8 protein-coding genes and 1 other RNA gene are annotated in these 17,468 nt (G+C 62.9%); 2 read left to right on the forward strand and 7 right to left on the reverse strand.

What is annotated here, in order from left to right:
* Window positions 1-2 precede the first annotated feature (2 nt).
* A complete protein-coding gene (locus M2D63_RS08325; protein ID WP_285862376.1) occupies window positions 3-1,052 on the forward strand; it encodes a fimbrial protein in 1,050 nt (349 codons plus the stop codon).
* Between the two features lie 105 nt (window positions 1,053-1,157).
* Window positions 1,158-2,204 (forward strand): fimbrial protein, encoded by a 1,047-nt coding sequence (locus tag M2D63_RS08330; RefSeq protein WP_285862377.1) that lies wholly within the window; start codon window positions 1,158-1,160, stop codon window positions 2,202-2,204.
* A 55-nt stretch (window positions 2,205-2,259) separates the two neighbouring features.
* Here M2D63_RS08330 and M2D63_RS08335 read toward each other — a convergent pair whose 3' ends face one another.
* The 7 genes from M2D63_RS08335 to zipA all read right to left on the reverse strand — a co-directional run bounded on the left by M2D63_RS08335 (window position 2,260) and on the right by zipA (window position 17,401).
* On the reverse strand, window positions 2,260-2,586 hold the full coding sequence (locus M2D63_RS08335; protein WP_128324432.1) for a YbaB/EbfC family nucleoid-associated protein: 327 nt from the start codon (window positions 2,584-2,586) through the stop codon (window positions 2,260-2,262).
* A gap of 69 nt (window positions 2,587-2,655) precedes the next feature.
* Window positions 2,656-4,677 carry a DNA polymerase III subunit gamma/tau gene (gene dnaX / locus M2D63_RS08340; RefSeq protein WP_285862378.1) on the reverse strand — a complete coding sequence of 674 codons (2,022 nt, stop codon included), beginning with the start codon at window positions 4,675-4,677 and terminating at the stop codon, window positions 2,656-2,658.
* Window positions 4,678-4,824: 147 nt separating this feature from the next.
* Entirely contained in the window at window positions 4,825-9,333 is a 4,509-nt protein-coding gene (locus tag M2D63_RS08345) for a dermonecrotic toxin domain-containing protein (RefSeq protein ID WP_285862379.1), read from the reverse strand.
* 190 nt (window positions 9,334-9,523) lie between these two features.
* Window positions 9,524-9,620, reverse strand: an RNA gene (gene ffs / locus M2D63_RS08350) — signal recognition particle sRNA small type.
* Between the two features lie 96 nt (window positions 9,621-9,716).
* On the reverse strand, window positions 9,717-13,961 hold the full coding sequence (locus M2D63_RS08355; RefSeq protein WP_285862380.1) for an NEL-type E3 ubiquitin ligase domain-containing protein: 4,245 nt from the start codon (window positions 13,959-13,961) through the stop codon (window positions 9,717-9,719).
* Between the two features lie 100 nt (window positions 13,962-14,061).
* On the reverse strand, window positions 14,062-16,416 hold the full coding sequence (ligA, locus tag M2D63_RS08360) for an NAD-dependent DNA ligase LigA (protein ID WP_285862381.1): 2,355 nt from the start codon (window positions 16,414-16,416) through the stop codon (window positions 14,062-14,064).
* Between the two features lie 118 nt (window positions 16,417-16,534).
* The gene (zipA, locus tag M2D63_RS08365; protein ID WP_285862382.1) at window positions 16,535-17,401 is read right to left on the reverse strand and encodes a cell division protein ZipA; all 867 of its coding nucleotides are present in this window, start codon (window positions 17,399-17,401) and stop codon (window positions 16,535-16,537) included.
* Window positions 17,402-17,468 lie beyond the last annotated feature (67 nt).

Raw genomic sequence — 17,468 nt, forward strand, 5'->3', positions numbered from 1 at the left:
CCATGATCTTTCCATCTGCCTTGCCTGATTTTTTTGCAACGACAGCAGCAAGCAAGTCAAGGTCCCACCTGGCGGCGTGGGCGCTGCTGCTGGGTTCGCTCTCCAGTCAGGCGCTTGCGGACGAACGCACCAGCTGCCAGTTCATCAATGGGACAGGGCCGCAAATCTTGACCATCGACCTTCCGCAAAGGCTGGTGTTCGACAGGAACCTCCCTGACGGATACATATTCGAGCATCTATCAGCGAGCGGTCCTACAGTCAGCATTCGTTGCTCGGCAGGCTGGCGACTCACCCACGGCTTCAATAGCTCGATGAGCTTGCACTCTGGCTTTGTCTATCGAACTACAGTTCCTGGTATTGGCGTTCGGGTACAAGTCCTCAGCGTCGCGAGACACGATTATCTGCATTGGCCACGCCATTCCGAAATCTCGCAAAACACCGGAAGCCAGCATGAGACCCCGAGGTTTTTTCTGACCCTGGAAAAAATCGGACCTATCACACCCGGCACACTGAGGTTGCCGGTTGAACTAGGACATGTCACAGCCGGCGCACTGACCACTGAGTCTTTGCGGCTAGCCAATTCACAAATTGAGGTAGTGGAAAACATTCCCACCTGCTCCGTCGATGCTGGATCGAAACTGATCCCGGTGTTCCTGGGCGATCATCCGCGGGCAAGCTTCAATGGAGTCAATTTCACCACCCCGGCAATGCCCTTCTCCATCGCCCTCAATTGCAGTGGAGGAGGACCCGGTAGCAGCCGAAACGTACGGTTCACCATCACCGACTTCCACTATCCCGAGAACCGTACCCAAGCCCTGCGCCTGGCACCCAACGCCGGCGCCGCAGGTGTTGGCGTTCGCATTCGGCATCACCTCAATGGTGCCACTTCGACCGTTGCCATGGGCAGTTCACTCGCGGCCGGGACCGTCTACCCTGGCGTGCCACGCTTTGCAATCAATCTGAGCGCCCAGTACATCCAGCAGGTCCCCCCCTCACAGATTCGAGAAGGGCTGGCACCGGCCCGGGCCAGGTTCAACATCACCTACAACTGACGATTAACCTGCATGCCACCGGGGGAAAGGCCCACCACTGCATGCGCGCTTGCTTACACCTGTGGCACTCCATCACCCGACCAGCCTGTAGCGGAAGCACGATCCATGATTTTTCCAATTGCCTTGCCTGATTTTTTTGCAACGATAGCTACAAGCAAGTCAAGGTCCCACCTGGCGGCGTCGGCCCTGCTGCTGGGTGCGCTTTCCAATCAGGCGCTTGCGGACGGGCGTACCGGTTGCCGGTACGTCAATGGGTCTGGCCCGCAAACCTTCTACTTCAACCTTCCGCAGAGGCTGGTGGTCAACAACGACCTCCCTGTAGACCACGTTCTGTTTGAGCAGCGCGTGAGCGGCAGTCGAATCAGCCTGAATTGTTCGAGAGGCTGGCTATACACCCACGGCTTCAGCAGCCCGATGACCTATTACTCTGGCGATACCTATGAAACCTCAGTGTCCGGTATTGGCGTTCGGCTACACGCCGGCGATGGGCATAATCTATATTTGCGCTGGCCTCGCCATTCCGTAGCCTGGCCGACAGGCGGAACGAGGTCTCATACACCGCAATTTACGCTGTCCCTGATTAAAACCGGACACATCACACCCGGTACACTGCGCATGCCGGTTGAACTAGGGCACCTCACGGCCGCATCACTGACCCCGAGCACATTGCGACTAACCAATCCGCAAATAGAGGTAGTGGAAACCAACCCCACCTGTTCCGTCGATGCCGGCTCGAAACTGATCCCGGTATTTCTGGGCAATCATCCGCGGGCAATCTTCAATGGGGTCAATTTCACCACCCCGGCAGTACCCTTCTCCATCGTTCTCAATTGCAACGGAGGAGCGCCCGGTGGCAGCCGGTACGTACGGTTCGCCATCACCGACGCCCACCACCCCGACAACCGTACCCAGGCCCTGCGCCTGGCACCTGGAGCAGGCGCCGCAGGTGTTGGCATTCGCATTCAACACCGCCTCAATGGTGCCACTTCGACCATTGCCCTGGGCAGTTCACTCGCGGCCGGGACCGTCTACCCTGGCGTGTCACGCCATGAAATCCAGCTGAGCGCCCAGTACATCCAGCAGGTCCCCTCCTCACAGATTCGCGAAGGACCGGCGCCGGCCCGGGCCTGGTTCACCATCACCTACAACTGACGACGGCGCAAAAAAAAAGCCAGGCAATAGCCTGGCTTATTCACTTGCGAGCACTTTAGAAGGGCATCTTGAAACCTGGTGGCAACTGCATGCCGGCCGTCATGCTGCCCATCTTGTCCTGGCTGTTCTGCTCGACCTTGCGCACGGCATCGTTGACGGCGGCGGCGATCAGGTCTTCCAGGACTTCCTTGTCTTCCTGCATCAGGCTGTCGTCCAGGCTGATGCGCTTGACGTCGTGACGACCGGTCATCACCACGCTGACCAGGCCAGCGCCCGATTGGCCGGTCACTTCGGCGTTGGCCAGTTCTTCCTGCATCTTGGCCATTTTTTCCTGCATCTGCTGGGCCTGCTTCATCAGGCCGGCCATGCCACCTTTCATCATGGGGATCACCTCAACTATAGCGTTACGGAATGCGGCGCGGGTCTGGGCCGGGCCGCTTGTGTCATTCGGTCATTCGCCCTGGGCAACCGGGGCGTCCACAGGTTCAATCGTATCCTGCCGGACCATGGCGCCAAACTGCTGAATCATCTGCTGGATGAGCGGATCGGCGTGAATCGATGCCTCGGCCTCGCCCTGGCGCTCGGCACGCTTGCGGGCCGCCGCCTGGGCCGGGGTTTCCTGCTCCGGGCGAATCAGCTCGATGGACAACCTGAGTGTGCGCCCGAAGTGCTGGTTCAGGGCCTCGTTCAGGCGCCGCTGCTGGGTGGCGTTGAACAGGGCGCTGTGGGCCGGGTCCAGGTGCAGCAGCCAGTCATCGCCCTGCGCAGCCATCAGCGTACAGTTGGCGGCGATACTGCCGGTCATCCCGGAAATCGGCAACTGCGGGAATAATTCCAGCCATTGCAAGGCCAGGCCGGTGGCCGGCTGGGCGGCCGGCAACGGCTCGGGTTCGGCGACCGGCGCAGCCTCGTGCACATGCTCGATGGCCAGTTCATCCAGATAACTGTAGCTGGCCGGATCCATGTCCGGCTCGTAATAGTCTTCATCCAGCGGCGGTTCGTCGTCACGGTCCATGCCCGCCGGGCTGTAACCCATATCGTCGTGCGGCGGCTCGACCTGGCGAACACTGGCCTGGACTTGCGCCGGTGCCGGTTGCGGCGCCTCAGGTTCAGGTTCAGGCTCAGGCTCAGGCTCGACAACAGGCGGCGCCTCGACAGGATCGTTCCAGGGCAGATCGACAACCGGCTCGGGCGCTTGCGGCGCCACCTCGACCGGCTCAGGTTCGGCAACGTCTTGCGCGACAGGAGCGGTCGGGGCAGGTGCAGCCACCGGCGCAGCGATCACCGCTGGCGCAGCCGGGCTGGCTGCTGCCACCTTGCTCGCAGAATCAGCTGTGGCCTGGCTGATCCCCACCGGCTTTAGTACCGGCGTCGGTGCGTCAGTGGTATCAGCGGGACGGAACGCCAGCATGCGCAACAGGACCATCTCGAAACCACCACGAGGATCCGGCGCCAGCGGCAGGTCGCGACGACCGATCAGGCCCATCTGGTAATAGAACTGTACGTCTTCGGCCGGCAGCGCCTGGGCCAGGGCCAGTACCCGCTCACGGTCGCCCTGGCCGTTGTCGACCGCCTCGGGCAAGGCCTGGGCGATGGCCACGCGGTGCAGCACGTTGAGCATCTCGGCCAGCACGCCGTTCCAGTCCGGCCCCTGCTCGGCCAGTTGCCGCACCGCCTCGAGCAAGCTTCGGGCATCGCCTTCGAGCAAGGCCTGCAACACGCCATAGACCTGGCCGTGATCGAGCGTACCGAGCATGGCCCGTACATCCGCAGCCAGCACCTTGCCCTCACCGAAGGCAATGGCCTGGTCGGTCAGGCTCATGGCATCACGCATGGAGCCGTCGGCGGCGCGGCCCAGCAACCACAGGGCATCGTCTTCGAACGGAACGTTCTCGGCCGCCAGCACATGGCTCAGGTGCTCGACCACCCGCTCGGGGGTCATGTTCTTCAGGGAGAACTGCAGGCAGCGCGACAGGATCGTGGCCGGCAGCTTTTGCGGGTCAGTGGTGGCCAGGATGAACTTGACGTAGGGCGGCGGCTCTTCCAGCGTCTTGAGCAAGGCGTTGAACGAGTGGCTGGAGAGCATGTGCACTTCGTCGATCAGGTAGACCTTGAAGCGCCCGCGGCTTGGTGCGTACTGCACGTTATCGAGCAGTTCGCGAGTGTCCTCGACCTTGGTGCGACTGGCGGCGTCGATCTCGATCAGGTCGACGAAACGGCCCTCGTCGATCTCCCGGCACACCGAACAGGTGCCACAGGGGGTAGAGGTGATACCGGTCTCGCAGTTCAGGCACTTGGCGATGATCCGCGCAATGGTGGTCTTGCCCACGCCGCGGGTACCGGTGAACAGGTAGGCATGGTGCAGGCGCTGATTATCCAGCGCATTGATCAGAGCCTTGAGCACATGGGTCTGGCCGACCATTTCGCGGAACGAGCGCGGACGCCATTTACGTGCAAGAACCTGATAACTCATCGAAAACCGTCGCGACTGGCAAGCTGAAGACCGCTAATCGTAGCGGAGCGGGGGCAAAATTGCATCTGCCGATCTTTGCCCGGACGCTGGAACATACCGGCTCCGGGGATCAGGGAGGACGCCAGCCTCCCCTGCCCCCTTCACGAATCAGCCATCACCCCGCGCCGCCGTCGATGGCTCGACCGGCAGCCCCATTGCCTCGCGCGTCAACTGCATCATCAAGGCATCTTCGTCCAGCGCCTGCTGGATGTGCCGCGCATTGGCGCGACGCTCACGCTCGGCCGCGGGCAAGGCCACCTCGCGCAAGCGCTGCAGTTCCTCACGCTCGGCGAAGCGGGCTTCCAGCGCATGCCAGGCATCGGCATGGCGCAAACGCAAGTACTGCCCCCACACACCTTGATGGGCGAGAAAATGTGCCAGTTCGGCCGGCTGCCCCTCACGGACATACTCCTCGGCTTCGGCGATGTGCTCCTGGGTAATGCCCAAGTCGCCAAAGTCCGTGGTCTGTCTGTAGCCAGGAAGCCCGAGCCGTTCGTGCAGTGCCTGGCGAAACGCCAGCTGGACGTCCTCCTGGAGGGCCCACCACTCGGGCTGCGACTGGATGAGTGCCGTCAGATAGCGTTCCAGGCGACTCAGGTTGAACTGCGAACGGGCGAACCCGATCAGTCGCTCGGGTGTTTGCGTCTGCAGGCTGTCGACCAGGGCCCGGTAGCCCTGGGTGCGCATTTCCAGGGCACTGAATACCCACAAAGGTTCTCTGCCCAGCATTTGCGGGTCCTCGACGAACAGGAACAAGTCATGCCCCAGGTCGCTGTCTACGGCCACCTCAAGCACGGCCTGCACCCGTTCACGCAGTTCCTCGCGCAGCCCACGGGCTTCGGCCATGCCGGCAAGCCGCTCAAGCAGGGTCAGCAACGGCTGGGCGCGGGGCTCGCGCTGCAGTACCCGCCAATAGTTGGAGAGTTGCTGATAAATCTCCCGAGGCGCAGCCCAGTACTGCTCGCCCGAATAGCGAAGCAGTGGGATCGACGCGGGCCTGGCAAGGCCCTGGCGAGCCAGCAGGCGGCGCTGCTGGGCTTCGGGCAACGGGTTGCCCTCCAGATGCACTCGTCGCAAAAAGCCCCGGGGCTCTTCGAAAAATTGCTCAGGCAGGTGACTGATGCGATTGTCACGCAGATCGAGCGCCTCAAGCGCTGCCTGGTCCCAGAACCCCACCGGCAGTTGTTCGATTCCGGTATTGCGCAATTGCATGACACGCAGGTGGGTCATACGGCTGAGGTCGGGGGCCTGGCTCAGTGGATTGCCCGTCAGGTCCAGCGTCTCCAGCCCCCACATGTTCGCCATGCGCCTGGCACCCGCTTCATCCAGGGTAATGCGGTTGCCGCGCAGGCGCAGGTGGCGCAGCGTCAGGCGCCGTTCGAGACCATCCGGCACGCGGGTCAAGGCATTGCCGGACAGATCGAGAAAACGCAAGCGGCCAAACTGTTCGAAAAAGCCGGGGGTGATGCTGTTCAACCGCGCGCCGGACAGGTCCAGTTCGACAATATGGCTGAAATCGATCGACTCCAGTGAAGGCAGCGCCCCCACGTGCAAATCGCCCAGGAACAGCGAATAGCCCAGCCGCTGGCCCAGCGGCGTGTGGATGGCCGTTACCTGGCGCCGCCAGGCACCGAGCAGACGATTGGCGAAAAGCTGGCGGCTGTCGGCCTGATAGCGGCTGCCGGGCTGTGCCTGCCAGTGCTGCAGCGTGCCACGCAGGCGCTGCAATTCATCCCGGCGACGCTGCAACAGTGCCCGGGCCGCAGCCGGGCGGGCACGGTAAGGCTCTAGAAAGGCAGTAATATCCTCAGCAGAAAAGTCCGGATAGAGCTCCAGTATTTCTTCTTCAATGGACCGCTGCGCTACCGCCAGCACACCCCGGCCGCTCAATGCATAGCCCAAGCGGCCGTCGGCCAGTCGTTGCAGCGGCGTCCACCAGCGCTGCCCGGCCTCACCCAGCACCCGCCTGGCCAGGTCCCGCTGCTGGCTGATTTGCACGCCAAGCTGGCGGCGCAGGTCCTGCAGATGTACCTGCGGTGCAAAGCCGGCCAGCTCACGCGCCAGTTCAAGCAGGTCTCGGGCAGGCGCATCAGGCTGCTGGCTGTCGATATAGCGCCTTCCCCTTCTGATCAGTTCCCGGCTTTGAGGGACGGCTTGAGTATCGGCGATGTGCAGTTTGAGCGAGGGGGGCCACTGCGGGTCTTCCATCAGCGCATGCAGCAGCAGACGGTCGCAGTCGGCATTGGCCATCTGCGGCCAGAAAAACCCTTCGAGGGCGCGATCGAGCCGCGATTCGCGCAACGCCTGACGTGCCTGCCGGGCAAGGCGCATCGGCAGGCGGACTTCGCTGTCCATGGCCAGGCGCTCGGTGGCCGTTGCACCCGCTTCGATTTCTTCGGCAATGGCCGGCGCCAACCCAGGGAAATCACGGGTCAGCACCGACCTTGCGGCCGGTCGCTCCAGCGTCATGCAATGCTCAAAGAATCCTTGCCAGTTTTCCTGCAGCCACCGCTGCATCTGCTCACCCAGCCTTGCGGCATCCCCCTCGGCAAGCGCTTCACTCGCCATGGACTGCAACAAGCGCCAGACCAGCACATCGTCAGCTACCTCCGAAGACGTTCGCAACTGCTCGTCCAGGCCTTGCAGGCGCCTTTGCAAACGCACCCTGGCGAAGGCTTCACGCAATGCACCAGCGGGTGTGCGCTGCTGCAGATGCCATTGACGCAGTTGCGCTTCATCGGTGCCGCTGATGGCCAGCAACGCGGTGACTTCCTCGTCGCTGAAATCATCGACACTGTGGCCCAGGCGTCGAAACAGGTATTGGCTGCCCTGCCACTGTCGCGGACTGTCAAAACGACTGCGCCAGGCCCCCTGGCCATTGTGTTCGAGCGCCGGGACCCAGGCGTCGTCACGGACCGGGTGCCGAACGCGCCAGGTCCCGGCGTCGGCCGTTTGCTCGACACGATAGTAACTACCGTCGATACGAACAAATTGTTGCCCGTCCACCAGGTAGATGCCCTGCCCGGACGGTGTACCTGCCAGCGCAGGGTCCAGCTGCACCGCATAAGGTGCCAGGTCGGGGTTGCACAGGCGCTGGGTGCCATTGTCCAGGCGCACCAGGGCCAGACGCCTGAACAAGGTCGAATTGCGCACCAATGTGGCCGCCCCGGCAACCACAACCGCGCCCGCCGCCAACCCGGCGACCTCGCCCACCACCTGCGTCAGGCATTTCAAGGCCTCGTGGCGATCGCCTTCTGCCCAGTCTTCCAGGCCGACAAAGACCTCGCCCATCAACTGTGCCACCACCACTCCGAACAATGCCTGGCCAACGCCCGGCACAATGAAGGCGGCCAACCCCAGCACATCCATGCCCAGGGCCAATGCCTTGTCCAGGGTTGCCTGGCGCTCAGCGGCTTCCAGTTCGGCCGTCGGCACAGCCAGGAAACGTCCATCATCCTTGAGCAGGCTCAGGCGCTCGTCGAACAGCTCATCGAACAGGTCGGCCCGGCGAAGAGGACCATCCAGTGACAAGGACGGTGCTTCCAGCCGCACCCTCCGGCCGTCTTGTTGCTGAAAAAGCCGGCGCGCCAACTGCTGGTGAAAGGCAGGCCACTGGCGCCGCGTCACGAAACGCAGGAAGAAACGCTGATAATGGTCGTTGGCCAACCGGCTGGCCAGGTCCGCTTCGAACTCACGCCAGCCGGAATACTCCTTGAGCGGGCACTGTGGATCCTCGGGAATATGCACAATCAGCCTGGCCCAGGGTTGCTCGATTCCAGCCAGGTGTCCCACCGGTTGCAGGCTGAACTCGAACAGGCTGATCCCGTTCAATGCAAAGCCGGCAAGCTTCAGGCGCTTGTAACGCAGCGCCAGGCCCTGCTCGTTGATCCCGCGCTTTTGCTCGCTGACATCGAGCATGTGCTGGTGCGCTGCCGTACCGAGCGTGCCGCGGATCCGCGCCAGATGGGCATCGACCTGCAGCGCGTAACGATCACAGGCCTTGAACAGATCACGTGTCGACTGGGGTATCCCGGCGTTCCCGTCAGGATTGAACACCCCGTCGATATGCCGCTGGTACTGACCACCCAGATCGAGTTCGCGGCACAAGGCAATGAACGCCACGACATCGACTCCACCCAGCGGCCTGCCCTTGCGAAGGAACTGTGACGAGCGACTTACCACACTGCCGGACGCGGCCTGGCTCGGGGTGAAGTTATGCAACGCGGCCTGCAGCAGATCCTGCTGGATATAGCTGCGCTTCCAGACGGGTCGATAGATCGGCAGGGTAAAACCATCCAGGTGCATGTCCCCGCGCTCGAAGCGATCCGTTGCCTCGGAAAGCCGTGTGCCGAAGCGACGCTTGAGCGCCGCCGAGAAGCGTGGCGCGGCGAATGCCTGGATTGATCGCAGCGGTGCCAGCAACCGGGTGCGTGCCGCGCGGCTCGCCTCGCTGGCACGCATGCTGGCCGCCAGTTGCGCCAACAGCACAGGCGGGGCCTGGCGTAACCAGTCCGGCATTTGCTGGCGCAGGAAATCAAGATTGAAGCTGGCCGAAGAAAAATCTCCGGCAGGTGCCGTATTCAAGCCCGGCGCCTGTACGTGCTCAGGTGTAGACATGGCCGCTCTCCCTGTAGGTCCATGTCACAGACACTACGGGCTGGCCAATCGATTGCTGCGGTACAAGAATATTGCCAGGCGATGGACGAGTGCCGACAGTCATGCACGCGCAGGCAACTTGCAGGGCAATGCTATCGAAGTACAGAACAGGAGAGAGATACTGAGCGCCATCAGGCGTAATGGGTGGCGGCCCCACCAGCCACACCCCGGCACTCGATGTTCCCGCTATGGCTGCTCCCTTCCGGGCCTGACCAGGTTAACGGGTAATCAATGCGGGGGGACCGATGGGGCCACCATAACGCAGCTCATCTGGCGATGAGCCGCGCCATTGTACCGGCATCAAGCCAAGTTACAACCCTTAATTGATAAAAACTCATCATTACTCAATGACTTGGCGATTGCCCGGGCTTTTGCGCCCGCTCCGCCAGTGTCAGCTCATGCACCAGGTCGTCGAACGCCCGCTGCCGTGCCGCACTGATACGTTGCACCTCGCGGTAGTACTGGCTATCGCGCACCTCGGCCCATTCCAGCTGCCGACGGAACGGTGCATCCATGGCCGTGAAGCGCGCCGCGTACCGGGTGCGCAGGAACTGCTGCCAGAAATCACGCGACTCAATGAAGCGAGGCAGCAGCACAGTCTGCTCATCCGCCAGCACCTGAGCCTGCGCCTGATCGATCGAAGTTTGCGTCACTCCGGCCCAATCGGGGTACAGCATCGCTCGCGGCTGCCCGGGCAACTCCAGAGCGCGGGCCAGCGCCAGGCGATAGACCAGGCGAACTTCCACCTGGTCGCGCGCCCGATCCGCCAGCAGTGGCCTGCTTGCCAGCTCTTCATCGGCGAAGGCGTCAAGGCGCTCAAGGCGAAACAACCCCAGGGCCAGGTCGAGCAGGGGCGCGCCGTCATGGGCATCGAGCGCCTGGGCGCCCGCCTTGTGCACCAGCATGCGTACCTCAAGGGCACTGAAGTGCAGCGCCACGCTATCGCCACAGGTGACATCGCTGGCCGCCAGGTCGAAGAGTTCTCCGCGCAGTCGAGCACTGCTCCAGGCCTCATCGAACAATGCCCAGACCCGTCGCTGCAGGTCGTCTCGGGCCAACCTGTAATCGGCCGTTTCACCGAGACGGGCAAGCAGGTCGAAGAATGCCGGTGCGCCGCTTTCATGCTCCAGCGTCGCCCACTGCTGCGCCCGCTGCCCGCGAATGTCCCCGGTCAACAACTCAAGCCAGTAGTATCTCGCTTGCTGGAGAGCAGGATGACGCTCCGTCAGGCCACCCAGATTGGCACCGGTACGCAATGCATAATCCTGAAGCATACGCAGGCTGTCGGCTTGCAGCGGGTTATCCGCCAGCAGCACGCAGTGCGCCCGGACACGTGGGATGCTGGCCAGTTCCATCGGCAACACTGCGATCCGGTTGTCGCGCAGGTCGGCCAACTCCAGCAGCCCCCGGGTCACCAGGCCCGACGGCAAGGTTTCGAGTTGACAGCCTTGCAGTTGCACCCGCCGCAGCAAGGGCATGCCCCCCAGGTCAGGGGCAACGGTCAGCGGGTTGTCGGCAAGGGTCAGCACTTCCAGGCGTGCCAGACCTGCCAGCAGGTACTGTGGCTGCCCGGCAAGACTCAAGCGGTTATGCGCCAGGTTAAGGGATTTCAACGCCGTCCGCGATACGATCCCGTCAGGCAAGCGCTCCAGCCTGTTGTGATCGAGCGACAGGTGCTGAAGGTCGGGAAACTGCCCGAAAAACCCCTCGGGCACGCTGGACAAGTCCATGTCGGTCAACGTCAGCTCGACCACCGACTCGAACGAGCAATCCTCCAGCGCCGGCAGTTCACCAATCCGCGCACCACGAAAATCCAGGCGCAAACCATAGGCTACACCTTGCGCATCGTAGGCACGTTCTGACTGGCGGCTCCAGGCCCGGTGGATCTTTCGACTCACTCGCTTGCGTGCCTCAAGCAGCTCAAGCCCGTCAGCGTCGGCCTCCCAACTGCGCAGGGTGGCCTCAAGCACAGTGAGTTCATGCTTGCGCTGGGCCAGGTAGTCGCCAAGGGACAGGCCTCGCTCCTGCACGTCCACTACCAATGCGTCGATTTCGCCATCGCTCATCCCCGGATATAGCGCCCGCACCTGCCCGGAGCGCGAGGGATGGATGGCCGCCAGCCGCCCTCTCCCGCTCAGGGCATAGCCAATCCTGCCATCTGCGAGCAGCCCAGGCGCACGCCACCAGGGCACCTCCATCTGCAGGCCAAGCAGCTGTGCACACTGCCTGCGCTGCATGAGTGCGCGGCTCGCCAGTTGCTCACCCAGGTTTTGCGCATTCTCCAACTGCGTTTGCAACGATAGGGGAAGTGCGCGGAAAAGGTTTTCAAGGACATTGCCATGCCCCCTGGCAACGTCCTCGAGTGACGCCGAGGAAATGGACAGCACCTCTCCCGCCGGCCAACCCGGCAATTGCGGCACAAGGTGGACTGCCAGGCGAGCGGTATCCACGCCTGCCGTCGCGGGCGGGAGGAAGCCTAGCAAGGCACGACCCAGGCGCAGTTCCCGCTGCATCCGTGTGGCCTTTTCGACAAGTGTTGCGGGCAATAACCCACGACGGGCAATGAATTGCCGCTCGATATCCGTCGCCGATTCAGTCAACTGGTGAACGGCTCGCGGGGACAGTTGTGCAAAACTGCTGCGCAACAACAGCGTCGACCTGGAGGACACTTCGGCGACGGGCAACCGCACGCTAACGAGTTGCTCGAACGCATCGGCCAGCAATGCGGGTACGGGCGAATGCTCCAGTATCACCTGTCGAAGCGCATCAGAGTCATATCCGCTCGCTGCCAGCACCTGGCCAACCCGGTAATCGGAAAGCCCCTCGGCATAGTGTCCAAGACGCCTGGCCAGCGCCACCGGATCGGTCCACTGCCAGGGTGATTCGCCCTCGTGCAACCAACCGCCATCGCCGTTGTGCACCAACGGCGGCGCGTAACGCTGATGAACATCGGCCGGCTGGATCCGCCAGCCCTCCTGCCCCCTGGCAACGGCGTAGTTGCCTCCACGGTGGCGCAGGAACGAACGCCCCGCGAAGTCGAACAAGCCCGGATGTTCACCCGGCACCCCCGACCCACTCGAGCTAGGCTGACGATAGGCAGACAACTCTGGATGCCATAGACGCGCCTCACCACTGTCCAGACGTACCACGTGCAGCTGGCCCATGAATCCCGAGGCGCGCAGCAGGCCTTGCGCGGCCAGCCCCAACGTCCCCAATGCTACGACACCGGCCACCTGCTCCAGGGCTCGTTCCAGGTGTTCTATCGCTTCCTCATGATGATCCGCACGCCAGGCATGGAAGCCTTCGTACACCTCGTGGGCCAGGTCGACAGCGGCCACGCCCAGCAGAATCTGCCCCACCGCCGGGACCAGCAAACCAGCAACAGCCAGCACATCCAGACCGGCAGCCTCATACCACTCGAGGCGACGCTGACGCGCTTGCGCATCGACCACCGCAGTCGGAACCGCCAGTCTCCTGGCATCGTCCGACAGTGCGAACAATTGCGCTGTCACCTGGAGCCTGAACAGCTGTCGATCGAATGCCTGCGACTCATAGTCGATGCTCAGCTCACCCTGCTCGAGCGCTTGCGACAACCTGGATTCAAACTCGGCTTGCAACTGCGCCCGTTCATGAACCGAGACAAACCGCAGGACAAATTCAGAGAATCCCGGTACGGCCAGGCGTTGCAGCCAATCCTGGGCCAGCTCTTGCACGCTGGCATATTCTCGCAAGGCGCCTTGTTTTTCCCCCGGGATGTACAGCAGCAGGCTATCCGCCTGGCCTAGGGTCTTGAACTTCTGCTTGCCCTGCGCAATGACCAGCACTTCGCGCAGTGCAACACCAAAGATCCTGGGCCGGAAAACCTGTACGACAATATTCTCCACTCGGTAGCGCCCGCCTTTCACGGCGAGGTTTTGCATCAGGCGAAACCCCAACTCTGTCAGGTCCCCCCTCAGATAGGCCAGGCTGGCCGCCACCCGCATGTCGAATCGGCGCTGCTCCTCAAGCAAAGCGTGAACACGCTTGGCTCCTGTGCCCTTGTCTTCCCCCGGGCCATCAGCCGGCTGGAACAATTGCCGAAGCTGCGCCTGAAAGCGCCCGCCCAGATCCAGCTCACGGCAACGACGGGCGAAGTCTTCGGGGCGACTGGCGACTCTTTTGCCGTTGATCAGCAGGTAGCTGTATGCCCCCAGGGCCTGCTCTTCAGTCTCATCGGCTTCGAAGTTATCCAGAGCGGCCTGCAGGAGGCTGCGCCGAACTTCCACGCGCCTTAAATCGATCTCAGTTGGCTTGCTCGGTATAAGCTCGGGCTCGAAACTCACCAGGCAGATCTGATCACGCTGTGGGTCGAAGGCACCACCATAGACTGGGGCCATGGCCTTGATCATCTCGGTACGGGCGAACGCCGGCAGATGCGCCAGAGGACTCAACAGGTTTTTGACCCTGGCACGGTGCAGGCGACTCTGGCGCAAATCATTGACAAGCTCGGCCAGGAGCCTGGGGTCGGCCTGGCGCAACCAGACAGGCAAGCCAGCCTGCACGGCCTGATGAAAGTCCAGGGCATCGTGCAGTTCAGGTGTATCGGACATGGTGCTTTCTCCTTCTTGCGAATTGAAAGCACCACGCTAGAGCCTGGCCGGCGACACCAGGTGTTAGATAGTTAGCACGCAGCTGATCGAACGGCGGCGCTTACGCCTCGATGCCGTGCTCGCCCAGGAAGCTCACAAACGCATCCTCATCCAGCACCTTGAGCCCCAGCTCATTGGCCTTGGCCAGCTTGGAGCCCGCGCCGGGACCGGCGACCACACAATGGGTCTTGGCCGAGACCGAGCCTGCGACCTTGGCCCCGAGGTTTTCCAGCTTGTCCTTGGCGATATCGCGACTCATGCGCTCCAGGGAGCCGGTCAACACCCAGGTCTGCCCGGCCAGCGGCAAGCCGGCCGCGACCTTTTTCTCGCTTGTCCAGTGCATGCCGAAATCACGCAACTGCGCCTCGATCGCCAGGGCCAGGGCAGCATTTTCCGGCACCTGGAAGAAGCTGCGCACGGCCTCGGCCGGCTTGGCGGCCAGGGCCTGGCGCAAGTCGATACCGTCGGCGGCGATGATCTTTTCCAGGCTGTCGAGTTTGCTCACCAGCTTTTCGGCGCCAGTCGGGCCAACCGAAGGGATGTCCAGCTTGGCGATCAAGCCGGCCAGGGTGGTGCTGGCGGCAAATTCAGCGCCCAGCTCGCCTTCGTCCTGCAACTGCAGGCCGCGCTCGAGTAATTGGGCGATCACCGTGCGGTTGTGCTCGTCCTCGAAGAAGCTGTGGATCTCGTGCGCCACTTCCAGACCGATATCCGGCAGGTAGGTCAGCACTTGCGGCAGTGCCGCCATGACCCGCTGCAACGAGCCCAGGGAACGTGCCAGGACCTTGGCTGTTTCCTCACCGACATCGGGAATGCCCAGGGCGTAGATAAAACGCGCAAGGCCTGGCCGCTTGCTGGCCTCGATGGCCGCCAGAAGGTTCTTGCTCGACAGCTCGGCAAAGCCTTCGAGGTCGACCACCTGCTCGAAGCTCAACTGGTACAGGTCGGCGGGCGAGCGGATCAGGCCCTCATCGACCAGTTGCTCGACGCTCTTCTCGCCCAGGCCTTCGATATCCATGGCCCGACGTGACACGTAGTGAATGATCGCCTGCTTGAGTTGGGCGGCACAGGCCAGGCGGCCGACACAGCGGTAGACGGCGCCTTCGGTAACGGTTTCCTTGCCCTTGCTGCGCTTGACCAACTGGGTGCGCTCGACCTGCGAGCCGCAGACCGGGCATTGCGTAGGAATATGCACCGGCCGCGCATCCGCGGGGCGCCGCTCGCTGACCACCTGCATGACCTGGGGGATTACATCGCCTGCCCGGCGGATGATCACCGTATCGCCGATCATCAAGCCCAGGCGCGCCACTTCATCCATGTTGTGCAAGGTGGCATTGGCCACCGTCACGCCGGCGACCTTGACCGGCTTGAGCCGGGCCACGGGGGTCACCGCGCCGGTACGGCCGACCTGGAACTCCACGTCCAGCACTTCGGTCAGTTCTTCCATGGCCGGAAACTTGTGGGCAATCGCCCAGCGCGGCTCGCGGGCACGGAAGCCCAGTTCGCGCTGGGAGGCCAGGCTGTTGACCTTGAACACCACGCCGTCGATCTCGTACGGCAGGTCATTGCGTCGCTCGCCGATGTCCTTGTAGTACGCCAGGCACTCAGCCACCCCGGCCGCATGGCGCAGCTCGCGGCTGATCGGCAGGCCCCAGGCCTTGAGCTGCTCGAGAATGCCGATGTGGGTATCGCCCACCGGCTCCGAGACCTGGCCCAGGCCATAGCAGCAGAACTCCAGCGGGCGGCTGGCGGTGATCTTCGAATCCAGCTGGCGCAGGCTGCCGGCGGCGGCATTGCGCGGGTTGGCGAAGGTCTTGCCGCCCTGCTCGATCTGGGTCTGGTTCAGGCGCTCGAAGCCGGCCTTGGACATGTACACCTCGCCGCGTACCTCCAGCACCGCCGGCCAGCCTTCGCCCTGCAGCTTCAGCGGAATGTTGCGTACGGTGCGTACGTTGACGCTGATGTCTTCACCGGTGGTGCCGTCGCCACGGGTAGCGCCCTGCACCAGTTGCCCGTCGCGGTACAGCAGGCTCACCGCCAGGCCATCGAGCTTGGGCTCGCAGCTGTAGTCCACCGCCGCGCCATCACCGAACAGGTCGCCGCTGGGCAGATCCAGGCCTTCGACAACCCGGCGGTCGAATTCGCGCAGGTCGTTTTCCTCGAAGGCGTTGCCCAGGCTCAGCATCGGCACTTCGTGACGCACCTGGCTGAACGCCGACAGCGCCGCGCCACCGACGCGCTGAGTCGGCGAGTCGGCCGTCACCAGATGCGGGTGCTCGGCTTCCAGGGCCTTGAGTTCGTTGAACAGGCGGTCGTACTCGGCATCCGGCACGCTGGGCTCGTCGAGCACGTAGTAGCGGTAGTTGTGCTGGTCGAGTTCGGCACGCAGTTCAAGGATTCGGGATTCGGCGGTCATCAAGGTGTTCTCGTGCAAAGCAAAAGAGCAGCCTGGGCTGCTCTTGCGTGTTCTTCATCGCGGGGCAAGCCCGCTCCTACAGGCCCTTGTGGGAGCGGGCTTGCCCCGCGATGCGTTTTTAGCGTTTCTGGGTCAGCGCACGGCGCTCGAACTCGACGATCCGCTGGCGGTAGTGCTCGATGGTCTGGGCAGTCATCACGCTGCGCTGGTCATCCTTGAGCTCACCGTTGAGTTCATGGGCCAGCTTGCGGGCGGCAGCCACCATCACGTCGAAGGCCTGCTTGGGATGGCGCGGCCCTGGCAGACCGAGGAAGAAGCTCACGGCGCGGGTGCTGAAGTGGTCGATGTCGTCCAGGTCGAACACTCCCGGCTTGACCGCGTTGGCCATGGAGAACAGCACCTCGCCGTTACCGGCCATGCTCTCGTGGCGGTGGAAGATGTCCATTTCGCCGAAGCGCAGGCCGCTTTCGAGGATGTTCTGCAGCAGCGCCGGGCCCTTGAAACCGCCTTCGTCGCGGGAAATCACGCTGATCACCAGCACTTCTTCCACCGGTGGCAACTCGCGACCTTCGCCGGTGCCGAAACCTGCGCCGTTGCTGCGGGTTTCTTCGGGGAAATCTTCATCAACATTGGCGAACAGGTCGGGTTCACGCGGCTCGGCGGCCAGGTTCAGGTCACCCTGCTGCGGCTCGTTACCGCGCTTGCGCTTGGCGGTTTTCGACTTGCTGTTGTTGTCACGCGCAGGCGCACTCATCGACGGCAGGTCATGCTCGTCCAGCTCAGGCTCCTTGTGGGTATCGAGCACCCGTGACGGGCCGAGCACCTCGGCGCCACCCTCTTCATCCGGCAGGTTGGAGAAGCTGCGATCCAGGCGGAATTTCAACTTGCCCTTGCCGCCACGCATGCGACGCCAGCCGTCGAAAAGAATACCGGCAATGACAATGATGCCGATGACGATCAGCCACTCGCGCAGACCGATTTCCATGTAATCCCGTGCCTCTGTAAAAAATGCTGAAAAATAAAGGGTTTAAACCCCTTTAAGACGTGGCGCC

This window comes from Pseudomonas sp. BJa5 (genome assembly GCF_030272875.2).
Lineage (GTDB): Bacteria > Pseudomonadota > Gammaproteobacteria > Pseudomonadales > Pseudomonadaceae > Aquipseudomonas.